This is a genomic window from Ancylobacter vacuolatus, from assembly GCF_030813595.1.
Lineage (GTDB): Bacteria > Pseudomonadota > Alphaproteobacteria > Rhizobiales > Xanthobacteraceae > Ancylobacter > Ancylobacter vacuolatus.
Genome location: NZ_JAUSUH010000003.1, coordinates 366,487 through 392,102 on the forward strand (window position 1 = coordinate 366,487; position 25,616 = coordinate 392,102).

The 25,616-nt window shown below is 68.2% G+C and carries 24 protein-coding genes and 1 other annotated feature; of the genes, 8 read left to right on the plus strand and 16 right to left on the minus strand.

The genetic code is table 11. The annotated features are described in order from the left end of the window. The first annotated feature begins 68 nt into the window (after positions 1-68). Positions 69-1,514: a phospholipase D-like domain-containing protein gene (locus tag J2S76_RS09460; RefSeq protein WP_307059808.1), complete on the plus strand. Its 1,446-nt coding sequence runs from the start codon at positions 69-71 to the stop codon at positions 1,512-1,514. A 316-nt stretch (positions 1,515-1,830) separates the two neighbouring features. Here the strand turns inward: J2S76_RS09460 and J2S76_RS09465 are convergent, their stop codons facing one another. After that, a complete protein-coding gene (locus J2S76_RS09465; RefSeq protein WP_018389586.1) occupies positions 1,831-2,865 on the minus strand; it encodes a glutamine synthetase beta-grasp domain-containing protein in 1,035 nt (344 codons plus the stop codon). A gap of 443 nt (positions 2,866-3,308) precedes the next feature. Here J2S76_RS09465 and J2S76_RS09470 point away from each other — a divergent pair, with 443 nt between their 5' ends. Beyond that, positions 3,309-3,494, plus strand: coding sequence for a DUF2735 domain-containing protein (locus tag J2S76_RS09470; protein WP_018389585.1), 186 nt, complete (start codon positions 3,309-3,311; stop codon positions 3,492-3,494). Between the two features lie 112 nt (positions 3,495-3,606). Here the strand turns inward: J2S76_RS09470 and J2S76_RS09475 are convergent, their stop codons facing one another. After that, positions 3,607-4,533, minus strand: a complete 927-nt coding sequence (locus J2S76_RS09475; RefSeq protein WP_307059811.1) for a glutaminase — start codon at positions 4,531-4,533, stop codon at positions 3,607-3,609. Positions 4,534-4,767: 234 nt separating this feature from the next. Here J2S76_RS09475 and J2S76_RS09480 point away from each other — a divergent pair, with 234 nt between their 5' ends. Then, complete coding sequence (locus J2S76_RS09480; RefSeq protein WP_307059813.1) at positions 4,768-5,565, plus strand: alpha/beta hydrolase; 798 nt, start codon at positions 4,768-4,770, stop codon at positions 5,563-5,565. Positions 5,566-5,605: 40 nt separating this feature from the next. Here J2S76_RS09480 and J2S76_RS09485 read toward each other — a convergent pair whose 3' ends face one another. The 7 genes from J2S76_RS09485 to J2S76_RS09515 form a co-directional block, all read right to left on the minus strand. Then, positions 5,606-6,970 carry an APC family permease gene (locus J2S76_RS09485; RefSeq protein ID WP_307059815.1) on the minus strand — a complete coding sequence of 455 codons (1,365 nt, stop codon included), beginning with the start codon at positions 6,968-6,970 and terminating at the stop codon, positions 5,606-5,608. 89 nt (positions 6,971-7,059) lie between these two features. Beyond that, complete coding sequence (locus J2S76_RS09490) at positions 7,060-7,245, minus strand: hypothetical protein (RefSeq protein WP_307059817.1); 186 nt, start codon at positions 7,243-7,245, stop codon at positions 7,060-7,062. A gap of 28 nt (positions 7,246-7,273) precedes the next feature. After that, the gene (locus J2S76_RS09495; protein WP_307059819.1) at positions 7,274-7,414 is read right to left on the minus strand and encodes a hypothetical protein; all 141 of its coding nucleotides are present in this window, start codon (positions 7,412-7,414) and stop codon (positions 7,274-7,276) included. Beyond that, positions 7,411-7,860, minus strand: coding sequence for a DUF2934 domain-containing protein (locus tag J2S76_RS09500; protein ID WP_307059821.1), 450 nt, complete (start codon positions 7,858-7,860; stop codon positions 7,411-7,413). Before J2S76_RS09500 ends, J2S76_RS09495 begins: the two co-directional genes overlap by 4 nt. Further along, the gene (locus tag J2S76_RS09505) at positions 7,857-8,642 is read right to left on the minus strand and encodes an endonuclease/exonuclease/phosphatase family protein (protein WP_307059823.1); all 786 of its coding nucleotides are present in this window, start codon (positions 8,640-8,642) and stop codon (positions 7,857-7,859) included. Before J2S76_RS09505 ends, J2S76_RS09500 begins: the two co-directional genes overlap by 4 nt. Continuing rightward, positions 8,639-10,771, minus strand: coding sequence for a VTT domain-containing protein (locus tag J2S76_RS09510; protein ID WP_307059825.1), 2,133 nt, complete (start codon positions 10,769-10,771; stop codon positions 8,639-8,641). The genes J2S76_RS09505 and J2S76_RS09510 overlap by 4 nt, the downstream gene beginning before the upstream one ends. A 167-nt stretch (positions 10,772-10,938) precedes the next feature. Next, positions 10,939-11,253: a hypothetical protein gene (locus J2S76_RS09515; RefSeq protein ID WP_307059826.1), complete on the minus strand. Its 315-nt coding sequence runs from the start codon at positions 11,251-11,253 to the stop codon at positions 10,939-10,941. A 138-nt stretch (positions 11,254-11,391) separates the two neighbouring features. Between J2S76_RS09515 and ku (J2S76_RS09520) the strand changes: the two genes are divergently transcribed. Further along, positions 11,392-12,207, plus strand: coding sequence for a non-homologous end joining protein Ku (ku, locus tag J2S76_RS09520; protein WP_307059828.1), 816 nt, complete (start codon positions 11,392-11,394; stop codon positions 12,205-12,207). 84 nt (positions 12,208-12,291) lie between these two features. Here ku (J2S76_RS09520) and J2S76_RS09525 read toward each other — a convergent pair whose 3' ends face one another. From J2S76_RS09525 to J2S76_RS09545, 5 genes are all read right to left on the minus strand, one after another. After that, positions 12,292-12,816: an MgtC/SapB family protein gene (locus J2S76_RS09525; protein ID WP_307059830.1), complete on the minus strand. Its 525-nt coding sequence runs from the start codon at positions 12,814-12,816 to the stop codon at positions 12,292-12,294. Next, entirely contained in the window at positions 12,816-15,404 is a 2,589-nt protein-coding gene (gene ligD, locus J2S76_RS09530; RefSeq protein WP_307059832.1) for a DNA ligase D, read from the minus strand. The genes J2S76_RS09525 and ligD overlap by 1 nt, the downstream gene beginning before the upstream one ends. 6 nt (positions 15,405-15,410) lie before the next feature. Then, positions 15,411-16,292: a non-homologous end joining protein Ku gene (ku, locus tag J2S76_RS09535; protein WP_307059833.1), complete on the minus strand. Its 882-nt coding sequence runs from the start codon at positions 16,290-16,292 to the stop codon at positions 15,411-15,413. Positions 16,293-16,435: 143 nt separating this feature from the next. Further along, complete coding sequence (locus J2S76_RS09540; protein WP_307059835.1) at positions 16,436-16,999, minus strand: type 1 glutamine amidotransferase domain-containing protein; 564 nt, start codon at positions 16,997-16,999, stop codon at positions 16,436-16,438. A gap of 112 nt (positions 17,000-17,111) precedes the next feature. Further along, positions 17,112-18,515 carry a PQQ-dependent sugar dehydrogenase gene (locus tag J2S76_RS09545; protein WP_307059838.1) on the minus strand — a complete coding sequence of 468 codons (1,404 nt, stop codon included), beginning with the start codon at positions 18,513-18,515 and terminating at the stop codon, positions 17,112-17,114. Positions 18,516-18,729: 214 nt separating this feature from the next. Here J2S76_RS09545 and J2S76_RS09550 point away from each other — a divergent pair, with 214 nt between their 5' ends. The 3 genes from J2S76_RS09550 to J2S76_RS09560 all read left to right on the plus strand — a co-directional run bounded on the left by J2S76_RS09550 (position 18,730) and on the right by J2S76_RS09560 (position 20,090). After that, positions 18,730-19,590: an SDR family oxidoreductase gene (locus J2S76_RS09550; protein ID WP_307059840.1), complete on the plus strand. Its 861-nt coding sequence runs from the start codon at positions 18,730-18,732 to the stop codon at positions 19,588-19,590. A 26-nt stretch (positions 19,591-19,616) separates the two neighbouring features. Beyond that, positions 19,617-19,883, plus strand: a complete 267-nt coding sequence (locus J2S76_RS09555) for a hypothetical protein (protein WP_370874720.1) — start codon at positions 19,617-19,619, stop codon at positions 19,881-19,883. A gap of 69 nt (positions 19,884-19,952) precedes the next feature. Next, the gene (locus tag J2S76_RS09560) at positions 19,953-20,090 is read left to right on the plus strand and encodes a hypothetical protein (protein WP_307059841.1); all 138 of its coding nucleotides are present in this window, start codon (positions 19,953-19,955) and stop codon (positions 20,088-20,090) included. Here the strand turns inward: J2S76_RS09560 and mdoH are convergent. Both mdoH and J2S76_RS09570 read right to left on the minus strand, forming a co-directional pair. After that, positions 20,087-22,318, minus strand: coding sequence for a glucans biosynthesis glucosyltransferase MdoH (mdoH, locus tag J2S76_RS09565; protein ID WP_307059843.1), 2,232 nt, complete (start codon positions 22,316-22,318; stop codon positions 20,087-20,089). The genes J2S76_RS09560 and mdoH overlap by 4 nt on opposite strands. Further along, positions 22,315-23,844 (minus strand): OpgD/OpgG family glucan biosynthesis protein, encoded by a 1,530-nt coding sequence (locus J2S76_RS09570; RefSeq protein WP_307059845.1) that lies wholly within the window; start codon positions 23,842-23,844, stop codon positions 22,315-22,317. Before J2S76_RS09570 ends, mdoH begins: the two co-directional genes overlap by 4 nt. A gap of 168 nt (positions 23,845-24,012) precedes the next feature. Continuing rightward, positions 24,013-24,068, plus strand: a sequence feature (sul1 is cis-regulatory element that is thought to sense ions involved in sulfur or methionine metabolism; They are found in Alphaproteobacteria). Positions 24,069-24,132: 64 nt separating this feature from the next. Here J2S76_RS09570 and J2S76_RS09575 point away from each other — a divergent pair. Beyond that, a complete protein-coding gene (locus J2S76_RS09575; RefSeq protein ID WP_307059847.1) occupies positions 24,133-25,614 on the plus strand; it encodes a SulP family inorganic anion transporter in 1,482 nt (493 codons plus the stop codon). The last annotated feature ends 2 nt before the right edge of the window (positions 25,615-25,616 follow it).

The following is a 25,616-nucleotide window of genomic DNA, read 5'->3' on the forward strand; positions in this document are numbered from 1 at the left end:
ACCGCAAGCGGATCGGATAATGCGTTCTCTGTCCTGGAGTTAGAGCGCGCCTTGCCTTGAATGCGTGAATGGACGTCGCCATGGAGAGTTTCTGGTCGACCTACTGGCCACACATCGTGCTCGTCACGAGTGGTACGGTGGGTCTTGTCGCCGCCATCCACGCCGCGATGACCAAGGACGACGTGCGCGCCGCCATCGGCTGGGTCGGCGTCATCCTGCTGTCGCCGCTGATCGGCGCCTTCCTCTATTTGGTTGCCGGCATCAACCGTATCCGCCAGAGCGCGGCCGGGCGCCGGCGCGCCAGCCAGGACCGCCACCGCCGGCATGAGCGGGCGCCCGCCGCCATCGCCCTGTCGCCCAGCCTCTCGGCGATGAAGCGGCTCGGCGACAGGGTCTCCGCCTTTCCGCTGACCAGCGGCAATGCGGTGGCGATGCTCGACAGCGGCGACGAGGCCTATCCCGCCATGCTCGCCGCCATTGCCGGGGCGCAGCGCCATGTGGCGCTCTCCTCCTATATTTTCGACAATGACCCCATCGGCGTTCAGTTCGCCGAGGCGCTGATCGCGGCGCATAAGCGCGGCGTGGCGGTGCGGGTGCTGATCGACGCCATCGGCGCGCGCTATTCGCGCCCGTCCATCGTCGGGCTCTTGCAGGCGGGGGGCGTGGTCACCGACCTGTTCATGGGCAATCTGATCGGCCTGCGCCTGCCCTATGCCAATCTACGCAGCCACCGGAAGATGCTGATCGTCGACGGCACGCTGGCCTTTACCGGCGGCATGAACATTCGCGCCCAGTTCACCCGCGCCCATGCCGGCGACAGCCCGGCCCGCGACACCCATTTCCGCGTCGAGGGAGCGGCGGTGGAGCAATTGCTCACCGTGTTCGCGCAGGACTGGGCCTTCACCACCGACGAGCATCTCGACGGCCCGGCCTGGGCGGAAGGCGACCATTCCACGCCGCGCGGCCCGGTGGCGGTGCGGGTAGTGCCCTCCGGCCCCGACCGCAACCTCGCCTGCGCCCACTCGATGATCATGGGCGCGCTCACCATGGCGCAGAGCAGGGTGCGCCTGTGCTCGCCCTATTTCCTGCCCGACCAGCAGTTGATCGGCGCGCTTTCGGTCGCCGGGCGGCGCGGGGTGGAGGTGGATGTCGTCATTCCCTCGGCCAACAACCTCAAGCTGGTCGACTACGCCATGACCGCGCAGCTCGACCAGGTGCTGGCCGGCGACTGCCGGGTGTGGCGGGCGGGCGGCATGTTCGACCATTCCAAGCTGATGGCGGTGGATGGCAGTTGGGCCTATGTCGGCTCGTCCAATCTCGACCCGCGCAGCCTGCGGCTGAATTTCGAGCTCGACCTCGAACTCTACGACCCCACCATCGCCGGCGAGATCGAGGCGCGGATCGGCGCCATGGTGGCGGATGGCAGTGCGGAGACGGCGGCGACCCTCAAAGCCCGGCCCTTCCTGAAGAAACTGCGCAACCGCGCCATTTGGCTGGCCTCGCCCTATCTGTGAGGTGCGGGCGGCAATCGCCACGGGCCTGGCCCAAGCCGAAATCAATCGATGCGATGTCATCCCCGGGCTTGTGCCGGGAATGCCTGGCTTCACCAGCACCGTCGCCGCGTTCGTCGGCGCCTGAGAGAAGGCGTGGATGGCCGGGTCATTCCCGGCCATGACGTGCGTTTGGCGGGTAGCGCCTGCCGGCCGGTGGATGTCCGAATCCCACCGCACCAAAACAAAAGCCAGCCCCGGCAGCGGGGCTGGCTTGAAGGAGACGGAACAGACCGTCTCAGGCGATCGGCGGCGGCAGGGTGCCCTGCCGCCTCAATTCTCACGCAGCGGCGACGGCTTTGATTTCGACTTCCGAGATCGTCTTCAGGACCTGGGAAGCGATCTTGTAGGGGTCCCCCTGGGAGTTCGGGCGGCGATCCTCAAGATAGCCCTTGTAGTCGTTGCGGACGAAGGAGTGCGGGACGCGAATGGAGGCGCCACGGTCGGCCACGCCGTAGGAGAACTTGTTCCACGGGGCGGTTTCGTGCTTGCCGGTCAGGCGCAGATGATTGTCCGGGCCATAGACGGCGATGTGGTCGTCAAGGTTCTTCTCAAAGGCGGCCATCAGCGCCTCGAAATACTCCTTGCCACCCACTTCGCGCAGATACTTGGTGGAGAAGTTGCAGTGCATGCCCGAGCCGTTCCAGTCGGTATCGCCGAGCGGCTTGCAGTGGAACTCGATGTCCACGCCGTACTTCTCGGTCAGGCGGAGCAGGAGGTAGCGGGCCATCCACACTTCGTCGGCGGCGCGCTTGGAGCCCTTGCCGAAAATCTGGAATTCCCACTGGCCCTTGGCGACTTCCGCGTTGATGCCTTCGTGGTTGATGCCGGCTTCGAGGCACAGCTCGAGATGCTCTTCCACGATCTCGCGGGCGACGTCGCCGACATTCTTGTAGCCGACGCCGGTGTAGTACGGGCCCTGCGGCGCGGGATAGCCGTGCTCGGGGAAGCCGAGCGGGCGGCCGTCCTTGTAGAAGAAGTATTCCTGCTCGAAGCCGAACCAGGCGCCTTCATCGTCAAGGATGGTGGCGCGGGCATTGGTGACATGCGGGGTGACGCCGTCCGGCATCATCACTTCGCACATCACAAGCACGCCGTTCTTGCGGGCCGGGTCGGGATACAGCGCGACGGGCTTGAGCACACAGTCGGAGCTGCGGCCCTCGGCCTGCTCCGTGGACGAACCGTCGAAGCCCCACAGGGGGAGCTCTTCCAGCGAGGGGAAGTGGTCGAATTCCTTGATCTGCGTCTTGCCGCGCAGGCTCGGGGTCGGCTTGTAGCCGTCGAGCCAGATGTACTCGAGTTTGTACTTCGTCATTGCGTGTCTCTCATCACTTAAGACCAGGTGCCGTACAGCCCTGGTCGTTGTGCCGGCCGTGCGACCGCCAACGGCTAGCCTCACACAAGCATATGCTGTGCCAAATGGGCCGCGTTGGGCTCGAAGGCGCCCCGTCGGCGGGAGGCAACGGCGGCGCAGGCGCCCGGACCGCTGGCGGAGAATGTGACGAGTCGCGTTGATCCTGCGGCGTTTGCGGCCACTGGGCACCCACCCGGCGTCTGCCGCGCCGCAACAGACGATGCAACCCATAGGGGGCGAATGCCGTTACCCCCGCAGGACTTGCAGAGCTACGCGGCAGTGCACATATTCTATGCTCATTGTGATTGCAAAATGTGCATCTTGCGCAAACGCCATGCAAAAGATGTTATATGTAAACGAAGGGCTGGCGCAGGAACGCGCAGCCCAGAAAGGAGAAACGTGCCATGAACGCTCACACCCAGCGCGAGAGCGCCCAGATCGTCCCCTTCCCCGTCGGGGGTCGTGCCGGTCTTGCCGCCCGCCGCCCCGAACTGCCGTCTTCCGAAGCCCTCAAGGTGTCGCCCCGCGTCATGATCGGGAGCTGGTACCATGAAGAGGCCATCAAGGAAGATGGCGGGCGCACCAACTGAGCCGCATCCGTGCCTGTCTTTCGGATGACCGCCGTGCCTCGTGCCCCCCACCTGCCCGCCACTGCCCAAGAGGGCCGCGACTGACCGTCCGGCCCTCTTGTCGTATCCGGGCCTAGCCGAAGATCGACCAGCCCATGCGCTGGGTCAGCCTTTCCAGGGCGATGCGCCCGAGATGCGAGTTGCCGCTGGCATCCAGCCCCGGCGACCAGACGGCGATCGAGGCCTTGCCCGGCGCCACCGCCAGAATACCGCCCCCCACCCCGCTCTTGCCCGGCAGGCCGACGCGATAGGCGAACTCGCCCGAGCCGTCATAATGGCCGCAGGTCAGCATGATGGCGTTGATGCGCCGCGCCCGCTCCGGTGACACGACGGAAAAGCCGGTCGTCGGGTTGCGCCCATTGTGAGCCAGGAACCGCCCGGCCATGGCCAGCTGGCGGCAGCTCATGGTGATGGCGCAATGGTGGAAATACACACCCAGCGTGTAGTCGACCGGGTTCTCCAGCACGTCGAACGACTTCATATAGTTCGCCAGCGCCCGGTTGCGGAAGCCGGTGCGCTGCTCGGACGCCGCCACCGCCTCGTCGATGCCGATCGCCGGGTCCTCGGCGAGGAACTGCAGAAAGCGCAGGATCTCGCCCAGCGTGTCGCGCGGCTGGTGGCCGGAGAGGATGACATCGGTGACGGCAATGGCGCCGGCATTGATGAAGGGGTTGCGCGGAATGCCGTGCTCGTTCTCCAGCTGGACGATGGAGTTGAACGGGCTGCCGGAAGGCTCGCGCCCCACCCGCCGCCACAGCCGGTCGCCGATCTTGCCCAGCGCCAGCGTCAGGGTGAAGACCTTGGAAACGCTCTGGATCGAGAACGCCACCTCGGCATCGCCGCCCGTCACCACCCGGCCCTCGCGATCGACCACCGCGATGCCGAAGGCATTGGCATCGGCGCGGGCCAGTTCGGGAATATAACTCGCCACCTCGCCCCGGTCGGGACGGGCGCGCATCTCTTCGGCGATTTCGCGGATGACGGCTTCGAGTTCGGGCACGGGGAGCGTTCACTTTCTGGGCTTGGGCACCATCGCCTTTAGCGCAGCGATGCGGTGGAAGGCCAGCACCCTGCAAGGCGAATGCCGCGCGCGACCCTATGCCCCCAGCGGCCGACCACGGCACGCGCGGATGGGACGGCATTCGCGAAAGAGTTGTGCGGCGGTCGGGCCTAGAGTGGGTTTGCCGCCGTACCGCAGGATGCGTGCACTGGCGCCAACAAGGGAGTGATGCCGATGCCTTGCCACCACGCTCACGCCGCGCTGGCGCTCGCCAGTGCCCTCTGTCTCGCCCTCCCCGCCACAGCGCACGCGGCGCCGGCCGCCGCGCCCCTGCGCAATATCGTGCTGGTGCACGGGGCGTGGGTTGACGGCTCGGGCTGGAAGGCGGTGTACGACCATCTGGTCGCCGACGGATTCCACGTTACCATGGTGCAGGAACCGGAGACGTCGTTCGCCGACGATGTCGCCGCAACCCGGCGCGTGCTCGATCTGCAGGACGGCCCGACATTGCTGGTCGGCCACTCCTATGGCGGTTCAATCATCACCGAGGCCGGCGTTCATCCGAAGGTGGCGGGCCTGGTCTATGTCGCTGCCCATGCGCCCGATGTCGGCGAGGACGAGGCCGCGCTGGGTCGCACCATGCCAAGCGTTCTGGCGATGACCGCCGGCGCCATACAGAAGACCCCGGACGGATTCACCTATCTCGACCCCGCCCTCTTCCCCAGACTGTTTGCCCCGGACCTGCCGGTGGCACGGGCCGAGTTTGAGGCGCGGGGGCAGGTGCTGGCCGCCGCGAGCGTGTTCAGCACCCCGCTCACCGCCGCGGCCTGGCAGTCGAAGCCAAGCTGGGGCATCGTCGCGGGCGCCGATCAGATCATCAATCCGGAGCTGGAGCGCTTCTATTACCAGCGGGCCGGGGCGCCGATCACCACCATTCCCGGCGCCAGCCATTCGGTTTACGAATCCCACCCGCGCGAGGTCGCCGCGGTGATCGAAAAGGCCGCCCGCTCTCTCGGCGGCGAAATGAACTGAGCGAGTGGCGGGCGGCATGCGGCCGCCCCCTGCCGCGCCGTCAGGCCACCTTTTTGCGCCCGATCGCCGGCTTGAGCAGCACCAGCGCCGCGCCGAGCACGATCCAGAAGGCCACCAGATAGGGCCACAGATTGTCCGGGAAGGCCGGCACCGGATAGATCGAATTGTAGAGCGGCCACAGCATGGCCAGCGTCCCGAGGGTGCCCAGCACCAGCCACAGCCGGCTGCCGGCCCGCACCGCGTGGACGGCGGCAGCGGCGGTGACGCCGAGATAGGCGACGATCAGCGCCAGCACGCCGATGGTGCCGACACTATCGTAATAGCTCGCCGGCCCGATGAAGGGCGCCCAGGCCAGCAGCCCCGCCAGCATCGACAGGCTCACCACCCCCACCGCGACAAAGGGCGTGCCATAGCGCGGATGCACCCGCGCCAGCGTGTCGGAAAGCCCGCCGCGGCCGAGCACGAACAGCATGCGGGCGCCGGCCGAGAGCGTGCCCAGCACGCAGGAGACGGCAGAAACCGAGGCTGCGAGATCAAGCGCGGTGGCGATGTGGATGTTGCCGTATTTCAGCGCCAGCGTGTTCAGCGGCGCATCGCTCGCCGCCAGGGCCTTCATGTTGTCGAGCCCGAAGCCGATCACCTGGATGTAGGAGGCAAAGACGAAGAACAGGCCCGCCACCACCACTGAGCCGACCAGCGCGATGGGGATGGTGCGGCCGGGCTCCCCGGCTTCCTCCGCCAGCGTGGCCGCCGCCTCGAAGCCGGCAAAGGACAGCACCGCGAAGACCACGGCATAGCCGATGCCCCACCAGCCGATGGTCGGGTCGGGATGAAAGGGCGCCAGGCTCAGCCCGCCCGCCTCGTTCACCGCCATCAGGATGCGGATGCCGAGATAGATGATGACGGCGATGGACGAAAGTTCCAGCACCAGCATGACCCGGGTGGCCAGGCGCACGTCGCGCCAGGCGAGCAGCGTGCCGCCGACAAGGGCGGCAACCGCCACCGGCAGCCACCAGGCGCCCAGATGCACGCCGTGATCGTCCAGCGCCGCGCTCAGGAAATCCCCCACCAGGGCCGCACTGCCCGAACCGCCGGCGATGTAGAGAAGGACCATGCACCAGCCGGCGATGAAGCCGGCGCGCGGGCCGAAGGTCTGGCCGATATAGGCATAGCCCGAGCCGGCGCTGGTGACGCGGCTGGCGAAGAACACGAACGACAGGCCGACAAGCCCCACCACCACCGTGCCCACCGCGAAGCCCAGCGGGGCGGCGACACCCGCCGCTCCAACGGCCAGGGTGACGTTGAGCGCCATGCCCATGGTCGGGGCGATAACGGAGAGGGAAAGCCCCACCGCCTCCACCGGCCCCACAGTGCCCTTCAGAACCTCGCCGCCCGTCTTCGCCATGCCGTCCCCCTTGCGCGGGTACAGTCATCCGGCAAGGGGAAGGGCGAGACAATGGCGAAATTTGCTTCTAACGGCGGCGCCGTGGCCGCCTACTTCGCGGGATCGTAGCCCGCGTCGCGGCCTTCCGGCTTCTGCTCGCGCTCGCCGGCCTTGTCGTCCTGCTGGGGATTGGCGCTGCGGGCGTGGCCGGCTTCCTCGGGCGCGCGGTCCTTCTTCTCGACGCGGCGATCGCCCGGCTTGGCGGGGTTCTTGTCGTGCTGGTCGGCGATGATCATGGAAGTCTCCTTTGTGCGTCCGTACGGTTCAGTCGGGTGAGCGAATATCGCCTTTGGCGGGATGCACACGGTGCGGGTCGTCCGCACGGGGCTCCTCCTCCGCACGCGGGCGGCGCAGGCCCAGTTCCACCAGAAGCGGAACGAGCCAGTTGCCCATGGTGTCGCTCACGAACGCTTGCGGCTGCCGGCCGCGCCGCTCATGGCGCCGATCCGGTCGTCGGGCGGCGAGGTGCGGCCGCGCCGGTTCTTCGGAATTTCCAGCGTGCGATGGATGGTCTCGATCTCGGTGACCGGCTCGTTGTCCTGCGCCGGATCGGTCCGAACCTCCGGGTCGATCCCCGGTTCCTGCGAAGGGCGCTCGGCGGCCTCGATGCCTCCGTCCTCTGACGGCGCGCGAAAGCCGGGACCGGGAGCCGGGCTTCCCGCCGCCTCCGGCGGGACCTCGGCCGCGTCGGACGGGCGGAAAGCGCCGGAGCCGCTGCCGGCGCCTTCGGTTTCCTTCTCCAGAATCTCGCTGGCCCGCCGCCAATGGTCGTGAGCCTGCCCGTCAGGCCGGCCCTCGGCTTCCCAAAGGGCGTGGGCGCGCTGGCGAATGGCTTCCTCACCTATGTTCATGGACGTTCTCCCTGTTCCACCAGATTAACGTCCGGCCGGGCCGCCTGTTCCGAAACGGCGCGCGCGGGCGCCGGCGAAAGGCACGGCCGCAGCTGGATGTCGGCGATCACGGGGAGATGGTCGGAGGCGTGCCGCGCCTCGGTGTCGGTGAAGCTGCGCACCAGCATGCCGCGCCGGCTGCAATAGAGCCGGTCGAGCCGCAACAGCGGCCAGCAGGCGGGAAAGCTGCGCAGATAGGTGCTCTCGGGCAGCGCCCGCGCCAGCGTCCGCCGCACCGGGCGGAAGGAGAACCAGTCGTTGAAGTCGCCCATCATCACCGTCGGCGCGCCGCTGCTGGCGCGGGCCATCTGGGCGAGCGCCGCCGTCTGCCGCCGGCGCTCCAGCAAGGCGAGGCCGAGATGCACCGCGACCACCCGCAGCGGGCCCTGCGGCGTGTCGACATGGGTGTCGATCGCCATGCGCGGCTCGCGGCGGCGGACGGAGAGATCGTGGCGCACGATGTCGCGCGTCGGCCAGCGCGAATACAGCACATGGCCGTAATGGCCGTCCGGCACGGCGATGGTCCGCGCCTCGGCGAGATGGCCGATGCCCAACCCTTCGAGCGGCGCCAGGCACGCCACGCCGCGCCCGCGGGTATCCACCTCCTGCAAAGCGAGAATGTCCGGCTGGTGGCGGGCGATGAGGGAGGCGATGCGGTCGAGATCAAAGCGCCGGTCCGGCCCGACGCCACCATGAATGTTCCACGTCATCAGCCGCAGGCGCTGCGGTGGTGCAGCGTTCACGCCGGCCTCCGCAGGCGGGCGACCAGGAATTGCAGGCCGAGCGAGCAGGCGATCCACAGCCCGACAAAGCCAATGAGCAACAGCACCCGCTCCAGCGTCGGGTTGGAGATCACCTCGACGATCTGGTGGCCGAGCGCGCTCAGCACCACCAGCCCCGGCAGCAGGCCCAGCGCCGTGCCGAGCACGAAGTCCACAAACCGCAGCCCGGCCGCGCCGGCGACCAGATTGATGAAGGTGAACGGCGCCGCCGGCACCATCCGCATGGTCGCCACGGTGAGAATGCCCTGATTGGCGAGGCCGCGCCGGATGCGGTTGATGCGCGGCCCGATGAAGCGGCGCACCACGCCGGAACCGAGATGGCGGCCGATGAAGAACGTCACCACCGCGCTCGCCAGCGCCCCCAGCCCGGCCAGCAGCGCCCCGGTCCAGCCGCCATAGACCGCCACCGTGGCGATGATCAACACCGAGACCGGGAACACCACCAGCCCGCCCAGCACATAGATGCCGACCACGGCGGCCGCGCCCCAGGGGCGGTCGGCCATGCTGTCGAGGGCGGAGATGATGCGGTCCGGCTCCGCGAAAGGCGAGTTGGCCCAGGCGATCACCAGCGCCGCCAGCACGGCGACGCCCACCAGCGCGGCGGCCAGTGGCCAGCGACGCCGCTTGCCGCCGCCCATGGACGCGCGCTCGTCATAGAGCGGCTCCTGCGGATCGGCGAGCGCGCCGATCTGCGGCAGCGAGAGATCGGTGGCAACCGCAGGCAGCTCAACGAGACGCCGGCCCGCCGCGCCCTCGCGCGACGCGGCGATGAGCCCGCGCGCGGCGACGAGTGCCGCCACCTCCTCGGGGGCGTGGCCGACATGCTCGCCGAGCAACCGGTCGCGAATGGCCGCCACCGCCGCCCGCTCGCCCTCATTGCCGGCCTCGATCACCAGATCGCACTCGCTGTCGAAGCCCATGGAGCGGTTGCAGATATTGGCCGAGCCGACGCGCATCATCCGGTCGTCGACGATGAGGATCTTGGCGTGGACGAAGACCTCGACCGTGGCGCCGCCGGCGGACACCTGCGGGAAGACGAGGCGCGCGCGGTCCGCCAGCCCTTCCTGCTCCAGCCGCGCCCTCAGCCGCTCGCGCGGCACGCCCATCACCTGCTGCTCGATCCAGGAGCGGTAGATGTTCGGCGTCACCATCAACGCTTCGAGCGCGGGGCGCTCCTTCAGCCGCGCCACCAGCCGCTCGGTGAAGCGCTCGCAGGTGATGAACTGGTTCTCGACATAGATCATGCGCTCGGCGCACTCGATCATGTCGAACAGCAGGGTCGCGACCTCGCGCGCGCCGGGCGCGCCATCATAGGCCGGCAGGGTGCGGGCGATGCCGATCTCGACATCGGTGAAATCGGTCGGCAGCGCCTCCGGCCAGCGGTTTCCCCGCGCCCGCGCCGGCGCCAGCCGCTCCGAGGCGGCGCGCTTCCAGCGGTCGCGGAACAGCGTGCCGAGCGCATCGGCGGCCTCGCCATCGACCGCCATCTGCACGTCGTGGAACGGCTCATAGAGGGCGCCCTGCGGGTCGCGGCGCAGCGGGTCGCCGGGGGTGTGATCCGGGGTGTCCCAACGATGGCCGGTGAGGTCCAGCCCGCCGGAAAAGGCCAGCGAATCGTCGATCACCACCACCTTCTGGTGATGTGACGCGCCGATCGGCAGCGAATCGTCGAGGCACAGCTCGATCTGCTTCGGCGTCGCCCACAGGAAGGAAAAGATCGGCGCCAGCTCGCGCTCAAGCGCGAACATCACCGAATAATCCCAGAGCAGCAGCCGGATACGCAGGCGCGGATTGCGCGCGACCAGCGCCGAGAGGAACGACGCCAGCGTCTCGGGCAGCCCGTCCTCGGCGGTGCCGCTCTCGCCCACCAGCTTCATCCGGCTGTCGAGGTCCCAGCCGGCGATGTGGATGGTCTCGCGCGCCTCCAGCATCGCCGCCCGCAGCGCGCCGAAATAGGCCGCGCCATCGACCAGCACCCGCGCCCGCGCGGCGCCGGCCACCCGCCAGACATTGCGCCCGGTCTCCAGCACCGGGCCGCCCTCCTGCTTTGGCGGCGGGGTCGTGCCTTCCGGGACGGGCCGGACGGCCATCGCGCTTTCGATCATATCTTGGCTAACGGACATCGCTTCGCAGGGCTGGAGGATTCGACGGTGCAGGAAACAAGCCTGCGCTAACGGCGCAGCCATCGAAGCGGTTCCCGGAAGGGAGGTATGCAGGGAACGGGCGGCCGCTCCGTTGGGGTTTCAGCCAAGCCGGCTCAACGCAGCAGCGCTGCGACCAGCGCCCCGGCGCCGATGACAAGCACAAGCAGGCCGACAATGGCGGTGACGAAGGAGACGCCGGGCACGGTGGTGCCCTTGTCGTCATAGGCCCGGCCGCGCTCGTCCGTGCCGCCGCCGGCGGTCGAGCCGCCGACCGGCCCGGCGGCCATCGCCCGACGCTCCGCTCCGGCGGGATGCCCGGCGGCTTCGTCGTCCGTGCCGAGGGGAGCAGCGGCGGGATCGGAGAACGGCACCTTGTCGCGGGTGCGGCCGGCGTCGATAGCGCCGCGAAGACGGTCAGTTTCGGACATATTGCCTCTCCGCGCATCGGCGCGGGGTCGCGCCGAGCTGACTACCAACTCCACAGCCCCGGGATCGGTTCAGCCGTGGGGAACCTGTTGCCCGGCCGGAGATTGTTACCGGAGCAAGGTTCGGCAGGGGGACGACAGATGGCGCCGCGCGGGCTCTGGAAGGGCTATCTCAAGCTCTCGCTGGTCACGTGCCCGGTGGTTCTGGCCCCGGCCACCAGCGCGTCGGAAAAAATCCGCTTCCACACCCTCAACCGGGCGACCGGCAACCGGGTGGAAGGCATCTATGTCGATGCGCAGACCGAGAAAACCGTCGACGCCGACGACCAGGCGCGCGGCTATGAGCGCGAGCCCGACACCTATGTGATCCTCGACGACGAGGATCTGGCGGCGGTGGCGCTGGAGAGCAATCGCACCATCGACATAGAGAGCTTCGTGCCGGCCGATACGGTCGAGTGGATCTGGTACGACACGCCGCATTTCCTGATGCCGGACGATCCGGTGGGCGAGGAAGCCTTCGCCGTCATCCGCGAGGCCATGGTGGCCAGCGGCAAGGTCGGCCTGTCCCGCGTGGTGCTGCACCGGCGCGAGCGGCCGGTGATGCTGGAGCCGCGCGGGCGGGGCATCATTTTGTGGACGCTGCATTACTCCGACGAGCTTCGCCGGCCGGAAGGCTATTTCGAGGACATTGACGCGCCCGCCGAGGCCGATCTGGTGATGCTGGTCGGCAAGCTGATCGACAAGCGGACCGGGAAGTGGGACCCCGCCCTCGTGCGCGATCCCTTGCAGGCCAATCTCAAGCAGCTGATCGCCGCCAAGACGAAGAAGCGGCCCGCCAAGCGCCGATCCGCACGCGCCAGCGAGGACGACGAGACGCCGACAAATGTAGTCAACATCATGGACGCGCTGAAGAAGAGCCTCGCTGCCGAACGCAAGCCGGGTGGCCGCAGCCGTTAGAGCACGCACCGATCAGCTTACACCGCAAGCGGATCGGCTCACGCGTTCTCACTCTTGGAGTTAGAGGGCGCTCCCCTCTTTCGATCAGTCGTCGGCAACATTGGAGGGGCCGGCATCCCGGCGGGACGGCGGCTCGGCCTCCGCCTCCAGCACCTTCTCCATCGGCACCATCGCCGCCAGCAGCACGAACGTCACCACCAGAGCGAGAAAGACGAGGTGCCAGGAGGCGATGGCGCAGGCGACGCCGAGCGCAGCCGTCACCCACACCGTGGCCGCCGTGGTCAGCCCATGCACTTCCAGCCGGTCGCCGTCGCGCAGCACCACGCCGGCGCCGAGAAAGCCGATGCCGGTCATCACACCCTGCACAATGCCCTGCACCACGCGGCTGGTGGCATCCGGGTGGCCCTCGATACCCCCGACATTGATCGCCGAGAGCGAGATCAGCGCCGCTCCCAGCCCGACCAGACCAAGCGTCCGCATGCCGGTCGGCTTGCCGCGCAGGTCGCGGTTGATGCCGAGGATCATGCCGCAGCCAGCAGCCGCCAGCAGCCGCAGCATGTCCTCCATCTCGTCGGGTTTGAGCCACCAGTCCTGCGGAAGCCAGTCCATCATGTCTCCTTGGCGCCCCGCCGGCGCCCACCGGCCATCTTCGGCAGCGGCACGGCGGCGGCGCGGAAATCGTCCCAGGGGTCGGCGGCGAGATGGGCGAGCCGGGCGGGCGCATCGCTCAGGGTGAACTGCGCCGCGCCGGCCAGCTGGTCGAGTTCCTCCCACGCCACCGGCATGGAAACGCCCGCCCCGGCGCGGGCACGCGGGCAATAGGCCGCCACCGCCGTGGCGCCTCGCCCGTTGCGCAGATAATCAATGAAGATGCGTCCCTTGCGTCGCGCCTTGGTGGCCACCGCGATGAAGCGCGCCGGGTCATCGGCGGCCAGCGAATCCGCCAGCGCCTTGCTGAAGGCCTTCGCCGCCTCCCAGCTCGCCTGCGGCTTCAGCGGCGCCACCACATGCAGCCCCTTGCCGCCTGACGTCTTGACGAACGCCGCCAGCCCCTGCGCCTCCAACCGGGCGCGGATCTCGCGCGCGCCGGCGACCACCCCCTCCCAGCCGACGCCCTCGCCGGGGTCGAGGTCGAAGATCAGCATGTCCGGACGCTCGATATCGGCCAGCGGCGCGCCCCAGGGGTGGATTTCCAGCGCGCCGGACTGCACCAGCGCGATCAGCCCATCGAGGTCCTCGATGAAAAGAAGTTCCTCGCCATCCTTGTCGGCGCGGACCTTGATCGCCTTGTTCATGCCGCGCCAGGAATGCTTCTGGAAAAAGCACTGGCTGGCGATGCCGTCCGGGCAGCGCAGCAATGCCAGCGGCCGCGCAACGACGAAGGGGAGGATGTGGCGCCAGACCTCGGCGTAGTAGTCGGCGAGGCCCTGCTTGGTGATGCCCTCTTCCGGCCAGTAGACGCGGTCGGGATGGGTGAGCTTGACCTTTGACCGGGCCGCCGAGCGGGCCGCACTGCCTTCGGGAGCCATGCTTTCCCCCTCCACCGGCTTCTCGCGCACGATCTCGCGCGCCGGCTTGTCCTCGCGCAAACCGCGAAAGGCAGCGTGGCGCAGATGCTGGTCGCCGGTCCAGCCGCGAAATTCCACTTCCGCCACCAGCTCGGGCGCGACGAAGGTGACGCCGCGCCGCTCCTGCGCCGTCAGCGTGCTGGCAAAGGGGCTGCGCGCACGATTGATGCCGGAGAGCCGGGCGTGGAGATCGCGCGCCACACTCTGGGAAAAGCCGGTGCCGACCCGGCCGACAGCCACCAGCTTGCCCTCGTCATAAACGCCGAGCACCAGCGAGCCGATCGCCTTCTTCTGCGAGGTAGAGGGTGTGAAGCCGCCGATGACGAATTCCTGCCGGAAAGCGCATTTCGACTTCACCCAGTCCTTGCCCCGCCCCGAGCGATAGGGCGCGTCTCCACGCTTCGACACCAGCCCCTCAAGGCTGAGCCGGCAAGCATGGCGCAGCATGTCGCCGCCATCTTCGTTCAGATGCTCGCTGTAGCGCAGCCCGTCCTGCGCCTCGCGGAGCAGCTGCTCCAGCGCCTGCTTGCGCTCGGTGAGCGGAAGGGGGCGCAGGTCCCGCCCGTCAAGGTGGAGCAGGTCGAAGGCGTAGTAGACGAAGCGGTCGTGCCGCCCTTCGCTGAGATCTTGCTGCAGAAGGCTGAAATTCGACACGCCCGCGCCGGTCTCCACCACCAGCTCGCCATCGATCAGCGCGTCCCGCGCCGGCAGCGCTTCCAGCGCGGCCACCAGCGCCGTGCCGAAGCGGGAGGTCCAGTCGAGCCCGGAGCGGGTGAGCAGCTTCACCCGGCGCTTGCCCTTCGCGGTGGCGTCGATCCGCGCCTGCAGCCGGTAGCCATCGTATTTGATCTCGTGAATCCACGTCTTTCCGCTCGGCGCCTTGGCCACCAACGTCGCCAGCTGCGGCTCGACGAAAGCGGGCAGCGGCGCCGCGCCGGCCGGCGGGGCGGAGACATTCGGCTCGGGCACGGCCTTGGGCTTGGGCTTGGACGCGATGCGGGCGCGGGAGGGTTTTTGCGGCTTTGCCTTCGGCTCGGCAGCGCCGGGCGGATCGGCCGGCGCCTCACCCTTGGCGATGGCGTCGAGGGAGCGGCCGGTCTTCACCGAATCCGGCTGCTCTTCCAAAATGTCGGGCGCCCCTTCCGGCCGGGCGTCGTCGTCCTCGGCCTTGATCAGCAGCCAGTTATCTGCCTTCTCGCCCTTGCGCGGTGCCATGCGCACCAGATGCCAGCGCCCGTGCAGCTTCTCGCCATGCAGCGCGAATTCCAGGTGGCCCTTCTTGTAGCCCCTGGCCGCATCGCCGACCGGCTCCCAGCTCCCGGTATCCCACAGCAGGACGGTGCCGCCGCCATATTCGCCCTTGGGAATGGTGCCCTCGAAGCTGCCATAGTCGAGCGGGTGGTCCTCCACATGCACGGCAAGGCGCTTCTCGCCCGGCACCAGGCTCGGCCCGCGCGTGACCGCCCAGCTCTTCAGCACGCCATCCATTTCCAGTCGCAAATCGTAATGCAGCCGCCGCGCGGCGTGTTTCTGGATCAGATAGGCGTGCCCTTCCCCCGCGCCCTCGGCGCCCTGAGGCTCCTGCGTGCGGGTGAAGTCACGCTTGCGGCGGTAAGTGTCGAGCGCCATCGCCGCCTAGCCCGCCTTTCGCGTGGAAGCGGGGGAGCTCCGGCGCGCGGGGACCTTTTTCGCGGCAGCCTTCTTGGCCGTCGACTTTTTCGCGGGCGCCTTCTTGTCGGCCCCGCCCGCCAGACCCGCACTCTCGCGCAGCGCGTCCAGCAGACTGACCACCTTGGCGGTGCTCTGCTTCGGCGGCGCGATCTTGCGACCTTCCATCTTGGCCCGCACCAATTCGGCGAGAGCATCGTCATAGCGGTCGTCGAAGGTCTCGGGCTGGAAGCGACCGGCCTTGGTCTCGATAATGTGGCGGGCGAGATCGAGCATTTCCGGCTCCATCTTCACCTCGGCAATGTCCTCGAAGGCCTCCTGCGCCGAGCGCACTTCGTAGTCATAGTTCAGCGTGGTGGCGATCAGGCCGTCATCATAGGCGCGGATCAGCAGGCTGCGCGGGCGGCGAAACAGCACCGCGCTCGCCACTGCCGCCACCTTCTTCTTCCGCAAGCCCTCGCGGATGACGGCGAAGCTCGCCTGCGAGGCCTCGTCCGCCGGGCGCAGATAATAGGGGCGATCGAAATAGAGATCGTCGACCTCACCGCAGGGGAGAAAGCTCTCGATGGTCAGCGCCTTGTCGCCCTTGGGCGTCACCTCGGCGATCTCTTCCGGCTCCAGCACGATGAAGTCGCCGGAATCGACCTCATAGCCCTTCACCTGCTCCTCGCGCTCGACCACCTTGCCGGTTTCGGCATCGACGAAGCGCCGTTGCAGGCGGTGGCCGGTCTTGCGGTTCACCATGTGAAGGCTGACGCGGTCGCTGGTGCTAACGGCGGTGTAGAGACCGACGGAACAGACCAGCTGGCCCAGCCTTAGAAATCCCTTCCATGTCGCGCGCGCGGCCATGCCTGCCTCTGTGCTTGCCCCGAGGGGTGCCGGGATGCCTCGTGCTTAACGCGCGGGCCGGTGGCGCGTTCCCCCGCCAGCGGCAGCCGCGGCAGCAGAACGGGCGCCGAAGCGCCCGCCTGTCGTCTTTGTGGAACAGGGGTTCATGCCACCTTGCGGCGCTCGTGCCGGCCCTCGCCAATTTCCTCAATGATCTTGCCGACAAAGGCCTTGAGGTCGGCCGGGGAACGGCTGGTGATGATGCCCTTGTCCACCGCCACCTCGCGGTCGACCCAGTTGCCGCCGGCATTTTTCACGTCGGTGCGGATGGAGGCGTAAGAGGTTACGGTGCGCCCGCGCACGGCATCGGCTTCCACCAGCAGCCACGGCCCGTGGCAAATGGCGGCCACCACCTTGCCGCTGTCGAGGAAGGCGCGGACGATCGCCATCGCCTCCTTGTTGACGCGCAGAACGTCCGGGTTGATCTGGCCGCCGGGAATGACCAGCGCGTCGTAGTCTTCCGGCTTCACGGCGCCGAGCGTGGTGTCGGAATCGACGCTCTCGCCCCAGTCCTCGCCCTTCCAGCCGCGAATGGCCTTGCCGTCGGGGCTCGCCACGTCGACACGGGCGCCGGCGGCGCGAAGCGCGTCACGCGGCACCATCAGCTCTGATTGTTCGAAGCCATTGGCGGAAATGATGAGAATGCGTGAATCGGCGATCTTCGCCATGGGATATCTCCTTGATTGTTATCGAGCCCCCATGCCCGTCATCTCCCTGTAGGCGAACGTCCGCGCCCGGCCCAGGTTCCCGCAAAAGGACCCCGCCGGGCGGGCCGCCCGCTCACATGGCCTGGTTCGGCGCGGGCGCTGCCGCCGCGTCGGGGGCAGGCGCCGCCCCCGCGGCCGGTGTCACCCGCCACACGGCATTGCCCACATCGTCAGCGACCAGTAGGCCGCCGCGCGTGTCGACGAGAACGCCGACGGGACGGCCCTGTGCATTGCCGTCGCCGTCGAGGAAGCCGGTCAGGATCTCCTGCGGCGCGCCGGAAGGCCGGCCGTCGGCGAAGGGCACGAAGATCACCCGGTAGCCGACCGGCTCGCTGCGGTTCCACGAACCGTGCTGGCCGATAAAGGCTCCTGAGGAATAGCGATCCGCCAGCGCCGGGCCATTGGCGAAGGTGAAGCCGAGCGAAGCGGTGTGTGCGCCCAGCGCGTAATCCGGCTTGATCGCCTTGGCGACAAGGTCGGGCCGCGCCGGCTCGATCCGCTCGTCGACGTGCTGGCCGTAATAGGAATAGGGCCAGCCATAGAAGCCCCCTTCCCGCACCGAGGTCATGTAGTCCGGCACCAGATCATCGCCGATCTCGTCGCGCTCATTCACGGCCACCCACAATTCGCCATTCGCCGGATTCCAGTCGATGCCGACCGGGTTGCGCAGGCCGGAGGCGAAGACACGCGAGGTACCGGTGGCGACATCCACCTCCAGCACGGCGGCGCGGTTCTCCTCCTCCGCCATGCCGTTCTCGCCGACATTGGAATTGGAGCCGACGCCGACATAAAGCTTGGAGCCGTCCGGGCTCGCCAGCAGGCTCTTGGTCCAGTGGTGATTGCGCCCGGCCGGCAGGTCGGCGAGCTTCTCGGCCGGCGCGGTGATCTCGGTCACGCCTTCCTGATAGGGAAAGCTGACGATGGCGTCGGCATTGGCGACATAAAACCGCTCCCCGACCAGCGCCATGCCGAAGGGTGAGGTTAGGTTGGCGAGAAACACCGTCTTCACTTCCGCCGTGCCGTCGCCATCGGCGTCGCGCAGCAACGAGATGCGGTCGGCGCTCGGCGTCTGCGAGCCGGCCTTCTTCATGAACAAGCCCTGCACCCAGCCGCGCAAGCCGCCGGACTTGTCCTCGGGCTTGGGCGGCGCGTCCGATTCCGCCACCAGCACGTCGCCATTGGGCAGTTCATAAAGCCAGCGCGGATGGGCGAGCCCGGTGGCGAAGGCGGCCACCTGCATCCCCGCCGTCGGGGTCGGGCGCGCGCCCTCCTGCCAGCCGATGGCCTCCGCCACCTTGATGGTCGGGAGCGTGGAGCTGTGCGGCTCGGGGAGCTGCGGGTCGGGACCGTAGCCGGCGCTTTCCGGCAATGTCGGGGGCGCCCGGTCGCACGCGGCAACGCCGAGGGCGAGCACCAGCAGACAGGGCGCGGCCAGTGCGCGGCGGGCGAAGGGGCGGCGGGCGGCATGGGATGGCATGGCTCTTCCTCTCGAAGACGGCGCAGCGCCTCGCCTTCGAGAGGCGATGCCGCGGCCGGGACGTTGTGATCGGGGAGGCAACGCCCGACACGGCGGGATGGTTCGGCCGGTGGCTGCGGGCGCCTTGTGGCCGGGCCACCGGGCGCGGAACCAACCTGCCGGCCAGCCGTTGGCCCCGCATCATCACTCTGCCGTCAGCCAAGGAGCCCCAACGATGTCGACGCCTCATCCGCGCCCGCCTTTCGAGGAGCAGCAGCAGCCCATGCCGGGGCGGACGGAGGCGATGTCGCCGCGTCCCGACCATGGCGAGCAGAGCTACAAGGGCTCGGGCCGGCTGGAGGGACTGAAGGCGCTGATTACCGGCGGTGACAGCGGCATTGGCCGCGCCGTCGCCCTCGCTTATGCCCGCGAAGGCGCCGACGTGCTGATCTCCTATCTCGACGAGCACGAGGACGCCGAGGCGACGGCTGCGCTGGTGCGCGATGCCGGCCGGCAGGCGGTGCTGGCGCCCGGCGACATCCAGCACGCCGCGCATTGCCGCGCGCTGGTCGACAAGGCGGTGGAAACCTTCGGGCGGATCGACCTCCTCGTGAACAACGCCGCCCACCAGAAAACCTTCGACGACATCACCGAGATTTCCGACGAGGAATGGGACCTGACCTTCAAGGTCAACATCCACGCGATGTTCTACCTCACCAAGGCCGCCGTGCCGCACATGAAGCCCGGCAGCGCCATCATCAACACCGCCTCGATCAATTCCGACAAGCCGAACCCCACCTTGCTCGCCTATGCGACGACCAAGGGCGCCATCCAAAACTTCACCGCCGGGCTGGCGCAGCTGCTTGCCGAAAAGGGCATTCGCGCCAATGCAGTGGCACCGGGGCCGATCTGGACCCCGCTGATCCCCGCCACCATGCCGGCCGAGAAGGTGGCACATTTCGGCGAGCAGGTGCCAATGAAGCGGCCGGGCCAGCCGGCCGAGCTCGCCACCGCCTATGTGATGCTGGCCGACCCGCTGTCGAGCTACGTCTCCGGCGCCACCATCGCCGTGACCGGCGGCGCTCCGATGATTTGAGACCGGCTACGAAAGAGGAGAAGACTTTGCAAAATCAATCACCTACCGGCTCGGCCCATTACCGCCTGCGCGGCAGCGAGGGGCAGTGGCGGGTCGACAGCGACGGCGAGGTCGGGATGGCCTATGCTAGCAAGGAAGCCGCCTTCGAGGCGGCCGTCGCCGCAGCCTCCAACGCCATCCGCGACGGCTACGACGTGACGATCACCGTGCCTGGCGCCGGTGGAACGATGCTCGGCGTCGAGGACACCGGGCATGGCGGGGGAGAGCCGGCCGGAGCCGCAGACAAGGTCTGACCCTGCCGCCTGCCCGGACGGCGCAACCGCGTCGCGGGCGCGGGTCGGGGCGGAGACAAGGAGACCATGATGGAAATGCTGTATGGGCTCGGCGCCTTGCTGCTTGTCGCGGCTTTGGCCTACGCCATGCACCAGTCGAAACGACGCCGTCAGGCCAAGGGCATCGAGCTTCCCGAGGAGAAAGTCGACCGCAAGAGTCCCCTTTAGCCGTTCTTATTACTAATCACTCCGCCGCCGCCACCGGTGCCGGCGCGCTGGCCTTTTCCGGTTGGGCCGCGCGCGCGCCCGGGCTCGTTTTGCTGCCGCGCCAGCGCCAGCAGCGCGTCGAGCGCGCTGAAATCGCCGAGGGCGGCGGCCTTCTGGCGAGGGGTGAGCGCACCGAGCGCGGCGTCGAGGCTCGGCGCATCTGCAATCTTCGCCGCCGCGATCAATCGATCCGGCGCGTAATCGCCGGGACGTCGCTCGCCATCGGCCAGCTGGGCACGGTGGAAGGCGGCAAGTTCCGACGCGGCAACGAGCTGCGCGACCGCCTCGGAGGGCGCCTGCACGGCGCTCGCCCGCCGCAATTGCCGCGTCCGCAGCAGCACGGCAGGTGGCGACTGCTCCTCGGGCGTGTGAAACAGCGCCGGCAGCGAGGCGCGCGCGGCGCCGGTCCACAGCACCAGCGGTATCGCCAGGGCAAGGCCCAGCACCACCGGCGTCATCCAGAGGAACAGCGGCAGCGAGATGCTGAGCGCGGCCGCCCCCAAGAGCCATCCCGCCGCCGTATGGGGCAGGAAGAAACGGACGATCGAGGCGGCGTCGATGCGGTCATCGTCCCGGCGCTGCGGCTGCCAGCCGCCATCGCGCCCGGCCAATATGCCGACCACCGCCACCGACTGGGTGAACATCGTCACCGGGGCGAGAAGGCCGGAAATCAGCGTCTCCCCCAGCATGCCGGCAAAGGCTCGCACGCCCCCGCCAAAACGCTGGCGGCTGGCGCGGGACGCCAACAGCGCCGCGAAGGCGAACAGCTTGGGCAGCAGCAGCACCGCCATGGTGCCGACGAACACCCATACGGCCCGCACCGGGTCCTGGGCCGGCCAGCTGGGAAACAGCGCGAAGCCGGCGGGGAAATAGTCCGGTGGCACAAAGCGGGCCTGAAGCGCGGTGGCAAGACCCGCGAGCAGCATGACCAGCCAGAGTGGCGCGGTCAGATAGGAACCGATGCCGGTAAGAAGATGCAGCCGGCTGACCGGATGCAGCCCGCGCGCCGGCAGGACAGCCATGTGCTGCAGGTTCCCCTGGCACCAGCGCCGGTCGCGCACCGAAAGGTCCGCCAGCGTCGGCGGGCCTTCCTCATAGGAGCCCTCCAGCCAGGGAAGCATGTGCATGCCCCAGCCGCGCCGGCGCATCAGCGCCGCCTCGATGAAATCATGGCTGAGGATATGGCCGCCAAACGGCTTGGGCCCCTTCAGCTCCGGCAAACCGGCGCCCTCAGCGAAGGCGCGGGTGCGGATGATGGCGTTGTGTCCCCAGTAATTGCTCTCCGGCCCGCTCCAGCTGGCGAGCCCATGGGCAATGAGCGGGCCATAGAGCCGGCCGGCGAATTGCTGCAGCCGGGCGAACAGGGTGCGGCCGCCGACAATGACCGGCAGGGTCTGGATCAGGCCGGCGCTCGGATTGGCTTCCATCGCGGCGGCGAGGCGCACGAGGCAATCGCCGGTCATCACGCTGTCAGCGTCGAGGATGAGGAAGCTCTCATAGGCCCCGCCGAAGCGCGTCACCCATTCGGCGATGTTGCCGGCCTTGCGACCGGTGTTGCGCGGGCGACGCCGGTAGAACAGCCGCCGATGGTCGCCGCGCCGGGCCCGCAGATCGAGAAACCCTGCTTCCTCGGCGATCCACACATCGGGATCGGTGGTGTCGCTGAGGATGAAGACGTCGAAATGAGCGGCCGCGCCGGTGGCATCGAGCGATTCGCAGGTCGCCTCCAGCCCGGCCAGCACGCGCGCCGGCTCCTCATTGTAGACCGGCAGCAGGATGGCGGTGCGGGCGGTCAGCGCCGGCAGCGGCCCGTCCGGGGCGATGCCGAGATGTTCCTGCGTCCGGCGCAGCAGGCTCGGCAGACCCAGAAGCGCATTGGTGAAGGCAAAGCTGATCCAGGCGAAGAGAACGACGAAGAGGCACAGCACGAGATATTCCAGCAGCGTGACGCCGCCGACATCCAGCACGAGATACATTTCATGCGCGGCCAGCATGGTGAGCGCACTAGCGCCGCCGAGCACGAAGACGCGGCGTAAGGCGAGACTTGCCGGGCGGGGGCCCGGCGCTGCGGCCGTCGGCACCTTGCCGAGCGACTGCACCGGCATCGCCAGAGGGGATTCCGGCGGCAGCGCGAGGCCGACCTCGACCCCGGCAAGGGGCGCTGGATCCATGTCCTCGGAACGCCTCATGGCGTCCACCGATAGACCCAGCTTTCGGCCATGCGCTCCTCACCGCGCAGCAGGTCGGCGCGTAGTTCGACAAGTGCGGCCCCACGCGGCTCCAGCGCGAACGAGACACGCCAGCCGCCGATCTCCGGGTTCGGCTGCAGGACGACATCCCTGATCTCGCCGGTACTGGCCGTCACCCGTGCCGCGAGGCTTTCCGGCGGCAGGTCCTTCACCTTGTCGCCGACAACATCGAGTACGAACAGACGGCGCTCGGCATTGCCGCCCACGCGGGTGGCGGTGACACGCCCGACATCGGTGGCATCCGGGCCCGACCAGCCCCAGTGCAGGCGGTAGGTGTTGCTGTATTCGCGCCCCTTGCGCAGCGGCTCGCGCGGGCGCCAGAAGGCGACGATGTTGTCGTGAATTTCCTCTGGCGTGGGGATTTCGACCAGCACCACCGAGCCGTCGCCCCAATCGCCAATCGGCTCAACCCAGACGCTGGGCCGTCGCTCATAGCGCGCCTCAAGGTCCTGATAGTCGAAGAAGGAGCGCTGGCGCTGCATCAGGCCGAAGCCTCGCAGGTCCGAGACGGCGAAGGAGGAAATCTGCAGCCGCTGCGGGTTGGCCAGCGGCCGCCACAGCCGCTCGCCGGTTCCGGTGACGATGGCAAGGCCATTGGCGTCGCACACCATGGGGCGGAAATCATCGATGCCGTCGCGATCATTGGGGCCGAACATGAACATGCTGGTCAGCGCGCCGATGCCGACCTGGTCGATGTCGACCCTGGGATAGACCGTCATCTCGACCGACATGAGCGTCTCGGTGCCGGGGCGGATGGTGAAGCGGTGCGCCGCCGCGGCGCTCGGGCTGTCGAGAAGCGCGTGAACGACCACCGAATCCACCCCCGGCCGGGGCTGTTCGAGCCAGAAGGCGCGGAAGGCGGGGAATTCCTCGCCGCCAGCATCGCCGGTCTTCACCGCCAGCCCACGGGCGGAGGATCCATAGACCTGCCCCTTGCCGACGCCACGGAAATAGCTGGCGCCCTGGAACACGGCGATCTCGTCGAAATAGTCCGGCCGGTTGATCGGCCCATGCAGGCGAAAACCGGAAAAGCCGATATCGGACTTCGCCGGCGGCTGGGCGACGCCATGCTCGAAACGGAACATCGCCGGGTCATAGGCGAGCTTGCGGGCCTTGCCGTCCGCCACCTGGTAGATGTCCACCCGGTCGCGGAACAGAAAGCCGCGATGCAGAAGCTGGGTCTGAAAGCCGGTATTTGCCTCCCGCCAGAGTGCCCGATCGCTGTTGAAACGAATGTTGCGGTAGTCGTCATAGCTGAGCTTGTCGAAGGGGCCGGGCAGATCACGCGCCGGGCCCTTATAGGGCTTGGCCGCCAGTTCGCGCGCCATCTGGCGCACGGTCTGCGCGTCGAAGGCGACGGCCTGCTCTTCCTCTTCCGACCACGCCTCGCTGATGCCGAGACGCGACAATGGCACCGGCGCCATCGCCAGGAGACCCAAACCCAGCAACAGGTGACGTCGATGCATGCCTGACCTCGCGCGTTTCAGGGCGGCACGCCCTACGCCGGAAACAAGTGCCGAGACCGCGCAGGGTTCCGATATTTGTGCGGTGCGGCAGAATCACGCGCGTCGGCCGTCGGCGCGACGGGCCGGCGTTGCAGCGCCGCGCCATCTGCTCTAAGCAGCGTCTATTCGTCAGGACCCGGTGAAAGCCCGGGTGGCTCTTCCGGCCGCCAATCCGCCGGACCACGCACAGTCAGCGCCTGTCCCGCCGCCTTGGCCGCGGACGCCCGCTCTTTGCGAAGATTGCTTCTCATGACATCCACCACCCGCTATTTCCGCGACTGGACCGCCAATATTCGCGGCGACGTTCTTGCCGGAATCGTCGTCGCCCTCGCCCTCATTCCCGAAGCCATCGGCTTCTCGATCATCGCCGGCGTCGACCCCAAGGTCGGCCTGTTCGCCTCCTTCGCCATCGCCTGCGTCTCCGCCGTCGTCGGCGGCCGGCCGGGGATGATCTCGGCCGCCACCGCCGCCACCGCCGTGGTGATGGTCAGCCTCGTGCGCGACCACGGGCTGGAATATCTGTTCGCCGCCACCATCCTGATGGGACTGATCCAGCTCCTCGCCGGTGTGCTGAAGATCGGCCGGGTGATGCGCTTCGTCTCGCGCTCGGTCATCACCGGCTTCGTCAATGCGCTGGCCATCCTCATCTTCATGGCGCAGTTGCCCGAACTGATCGGCGTGCCGGTCGAGACCTATCCGATGATCGCGGTGGGCCTCGGCATCATCTATCTGTTTCCGCGCCTGACCAAGGCTGTGCCCTCGCCTCTGGTGGCGATCGCGGCGCTCACTCTGTTCGCCTGGTGGAGCGGGATGGACCTGCGCACCGTCGGCGATCTCGGCGAACTGCCGTCCGGCTTGCCGGTGTTCGCCCTGCCCAGCGTGCCGCTCACGCTGGAGACGCTGCAGATCATCCTGCCCTATTCGCTCACGCTCGCCGCAGTCGGCCTGCTGGAATCGCTGCTCACCGCGCAGATCGTCGACGACATGACCGACACGATGAGCAACAAGAGCCAGGAGTGCATCGGCCAGGGCACCAGCAATATCGCCTCGGCACTGATCGGCGGCATGGGCGGCTGCGCCATGATCGGCCAGTCGGTCATCAACGTCACCTCGGGCGGGCGCGGGCGGCTTTCCACCTTCGTCGCCGGTGCCTTCCTGCTGTTCCTGATCCTCGTCCTCGATGATCTGGTTCGCATCATCCCGATGGCAGCGCTGGTGGCTGTCATGATCATGGTGTCGATCGGCACCTTCTCCTGGCGCTCGATTCTCGATCTGCGCAGCAATCCGCGCTCGTCCTCGCTGGTGATGCTGGCCACCGTGTTCACCGTGGTGGCGACGCACGACCTCGCCATCGGCGTGCTGGTCGGCGTGCTGCTGTCGGGCGTGTTCTTCGCCGGCAAGGTGTCGCAGCTGGTGGCGGTGGGCGAACATATCGACGAGGCAGCCGGACGCGTGACCTATGTCGTCAACGGCCAGATCTTCTTCGCCTCCTCCGAGGTGTTCCTCGCCGGCTTCGATTTCGACCAGGCGGCGCGCGAGGTCATCATCGACCTTACCCACGCGCATTTTTGGGACATCACCTCTGTCGGTGCGCTGGACAAGGCGGTGATGAAGTTCCGCAAGGCCGGGGCCTCGGTCGAGGTGCTGGGTCTGAACGAGGCCAGCGCCACCATGGTCGATCGCTTCGGCATGCACCACAAGGACGAGCCGGCCGTCGCCAGCCTGCACTGATG

Excerpts from the sequence above, each read along its gene's own strand:
- J2S76_RS09470 (WP_018389585.1), top strand. The coding sequence starts at position 3,309 with ATGAACGCTCACACCCAGCGCGAGAGCGCCCAGATCGTCCCCTTCCCC.
- J2S76_RS09500 (WP_307059821.1), bottom strand. The coding sequence starts at position 7,860 with ATGAACATAGGTGAGGAAGCCATTCGCCAGCGCGCCCACGCCCTTTGG.
- J2S76_RS09550 (WP_307059840.1), top strand. The coding sequence starts at position 18,730 with ATGTCGACGCCTCATCCGCGCCCGCCTTTCGAGGAGCAGCAGCAGCCC.
- J2S76_RS09540 (WP_307059835.1), bottom strand. The coding sequence starts at position 16,999 with ATGGCGAAGATCGCCGATTCACGCATTCTCATCATTTCCGCCAATGGC.
- ku (WP_307059828.1), top strand. The coding sequence starts at position 11,392 with ATGGCGCCGCGCGGGCTCTGGAAGGGCTATCTCAAGCTCTCGCTGGTC.
- ligD (WP_307059832.1), bottom strand. The coding sequence starts at position 15,404 with ATGGCGCTCGACACTTACCGCCGCAAGCGTGACTTCACCCGCACGCAG.
- J2S76_RS09570 (WP_307059845.1), bottom strand. The coding sequence starts at position 23,844 with ATGCATCGACGTCACCTGTTGCTGGGTTTGGGTCTCCTGGCGATGGCG.
- J2S76_RS09510 (WP_307059825.1), bottom strand. The coding sequence starts at position 10,771 with ATGGCCGTCCGGCCCGTCCCGGAAGGCACGACCCCGCCGCCAAAGCAG.
- ku (WP_307059833.1), bottom strand. The coding sequence starts at position 16,292 with ATGGCCGCGCGCGCGACATGGAAGGGATTTCTAAGGCTGGGCCAGCTG.
- mdoH (WP_307059843.1), bottom strand. The coding sequence starts at position 22,318 with ATGAGGCGTTCCGAGGACATGGATCCAGCGCCCCTTGCCGGGGTCGAG.
- J2S76_RS09460 (WP_307059808.1), top strand. The coding sequence starts at position 69 with ATGGACGTCGCCATGGAGAGTTTCTGGTCGACCTACTGGCCACACATC.
- J2S76_RS09490 (WP_307059817.1), bottom strand. The coding sequence starts at position 7,245 with ATGATCATCGCCGACCAGCACGACAAGAACCCCGCCAAGCCGGGCGAT.
- J2S76_RS09515 (WP_307059826.1), bottom strand. The coding sequence starts at position 11,253 with ATGTCCGAAACTGACCGTCTTCGCGGCGCTATCGACGCCGGCCGCACC.
- J2S76_RS09480 (WP_307059813.1), top strand. The coding sequence starts at position 4,768 with ATGCCTTGCCACCACGCTCACGCCGCGCTGGCGCTCGCCAGTGCCCTC.
- J2S76_RS09465 (WP_018389586.1), bottom strand. The coding sequence starts at position 2,865 with ATGACGAAGTACAAACTCGAGTACATCTGGCTCGACGGCTACAAGCCG.
- J2S76_RS09575 (WP_307059847.1), top strand. The coding sequence starts at position 24,133 with ATGACATCCACCACCCGCTATTTCCGCGACTGGACCGCCAATATTCGC.
- J2S76_RS09485 (WP_307059815.1), bottom strand. The coding sequence starts at position 6,970 with ATGGCGAAGACGGGCGGCGAGGTTCTGAAGGGCACTGTGGGGCCGGTG.
- J2S76_RS09525 (WP_307059830.1), bottom strand. The coding sequence starts at position 12,816 with ATGGACTGGCTTCCGCAGGACTGGTGGCTCAAACCCGACGAGATGGAG.
- J2S76_RS09560 (WP_307059841.1), top strand. The coding sequence starts at position 19,953 with ATGGAAATGCTGTATGGGCTCGGCGCCTTGCTGCTTGTCGCGGCTTTG.
- J2S76_RS09545 (WP_307059838.1), bottom strand. The coding sequence starts at position 18,515 with ATGCCATCCCATGCCGCCCGCCGCCCCTTCGCCCGCCGCGCACTGGCC.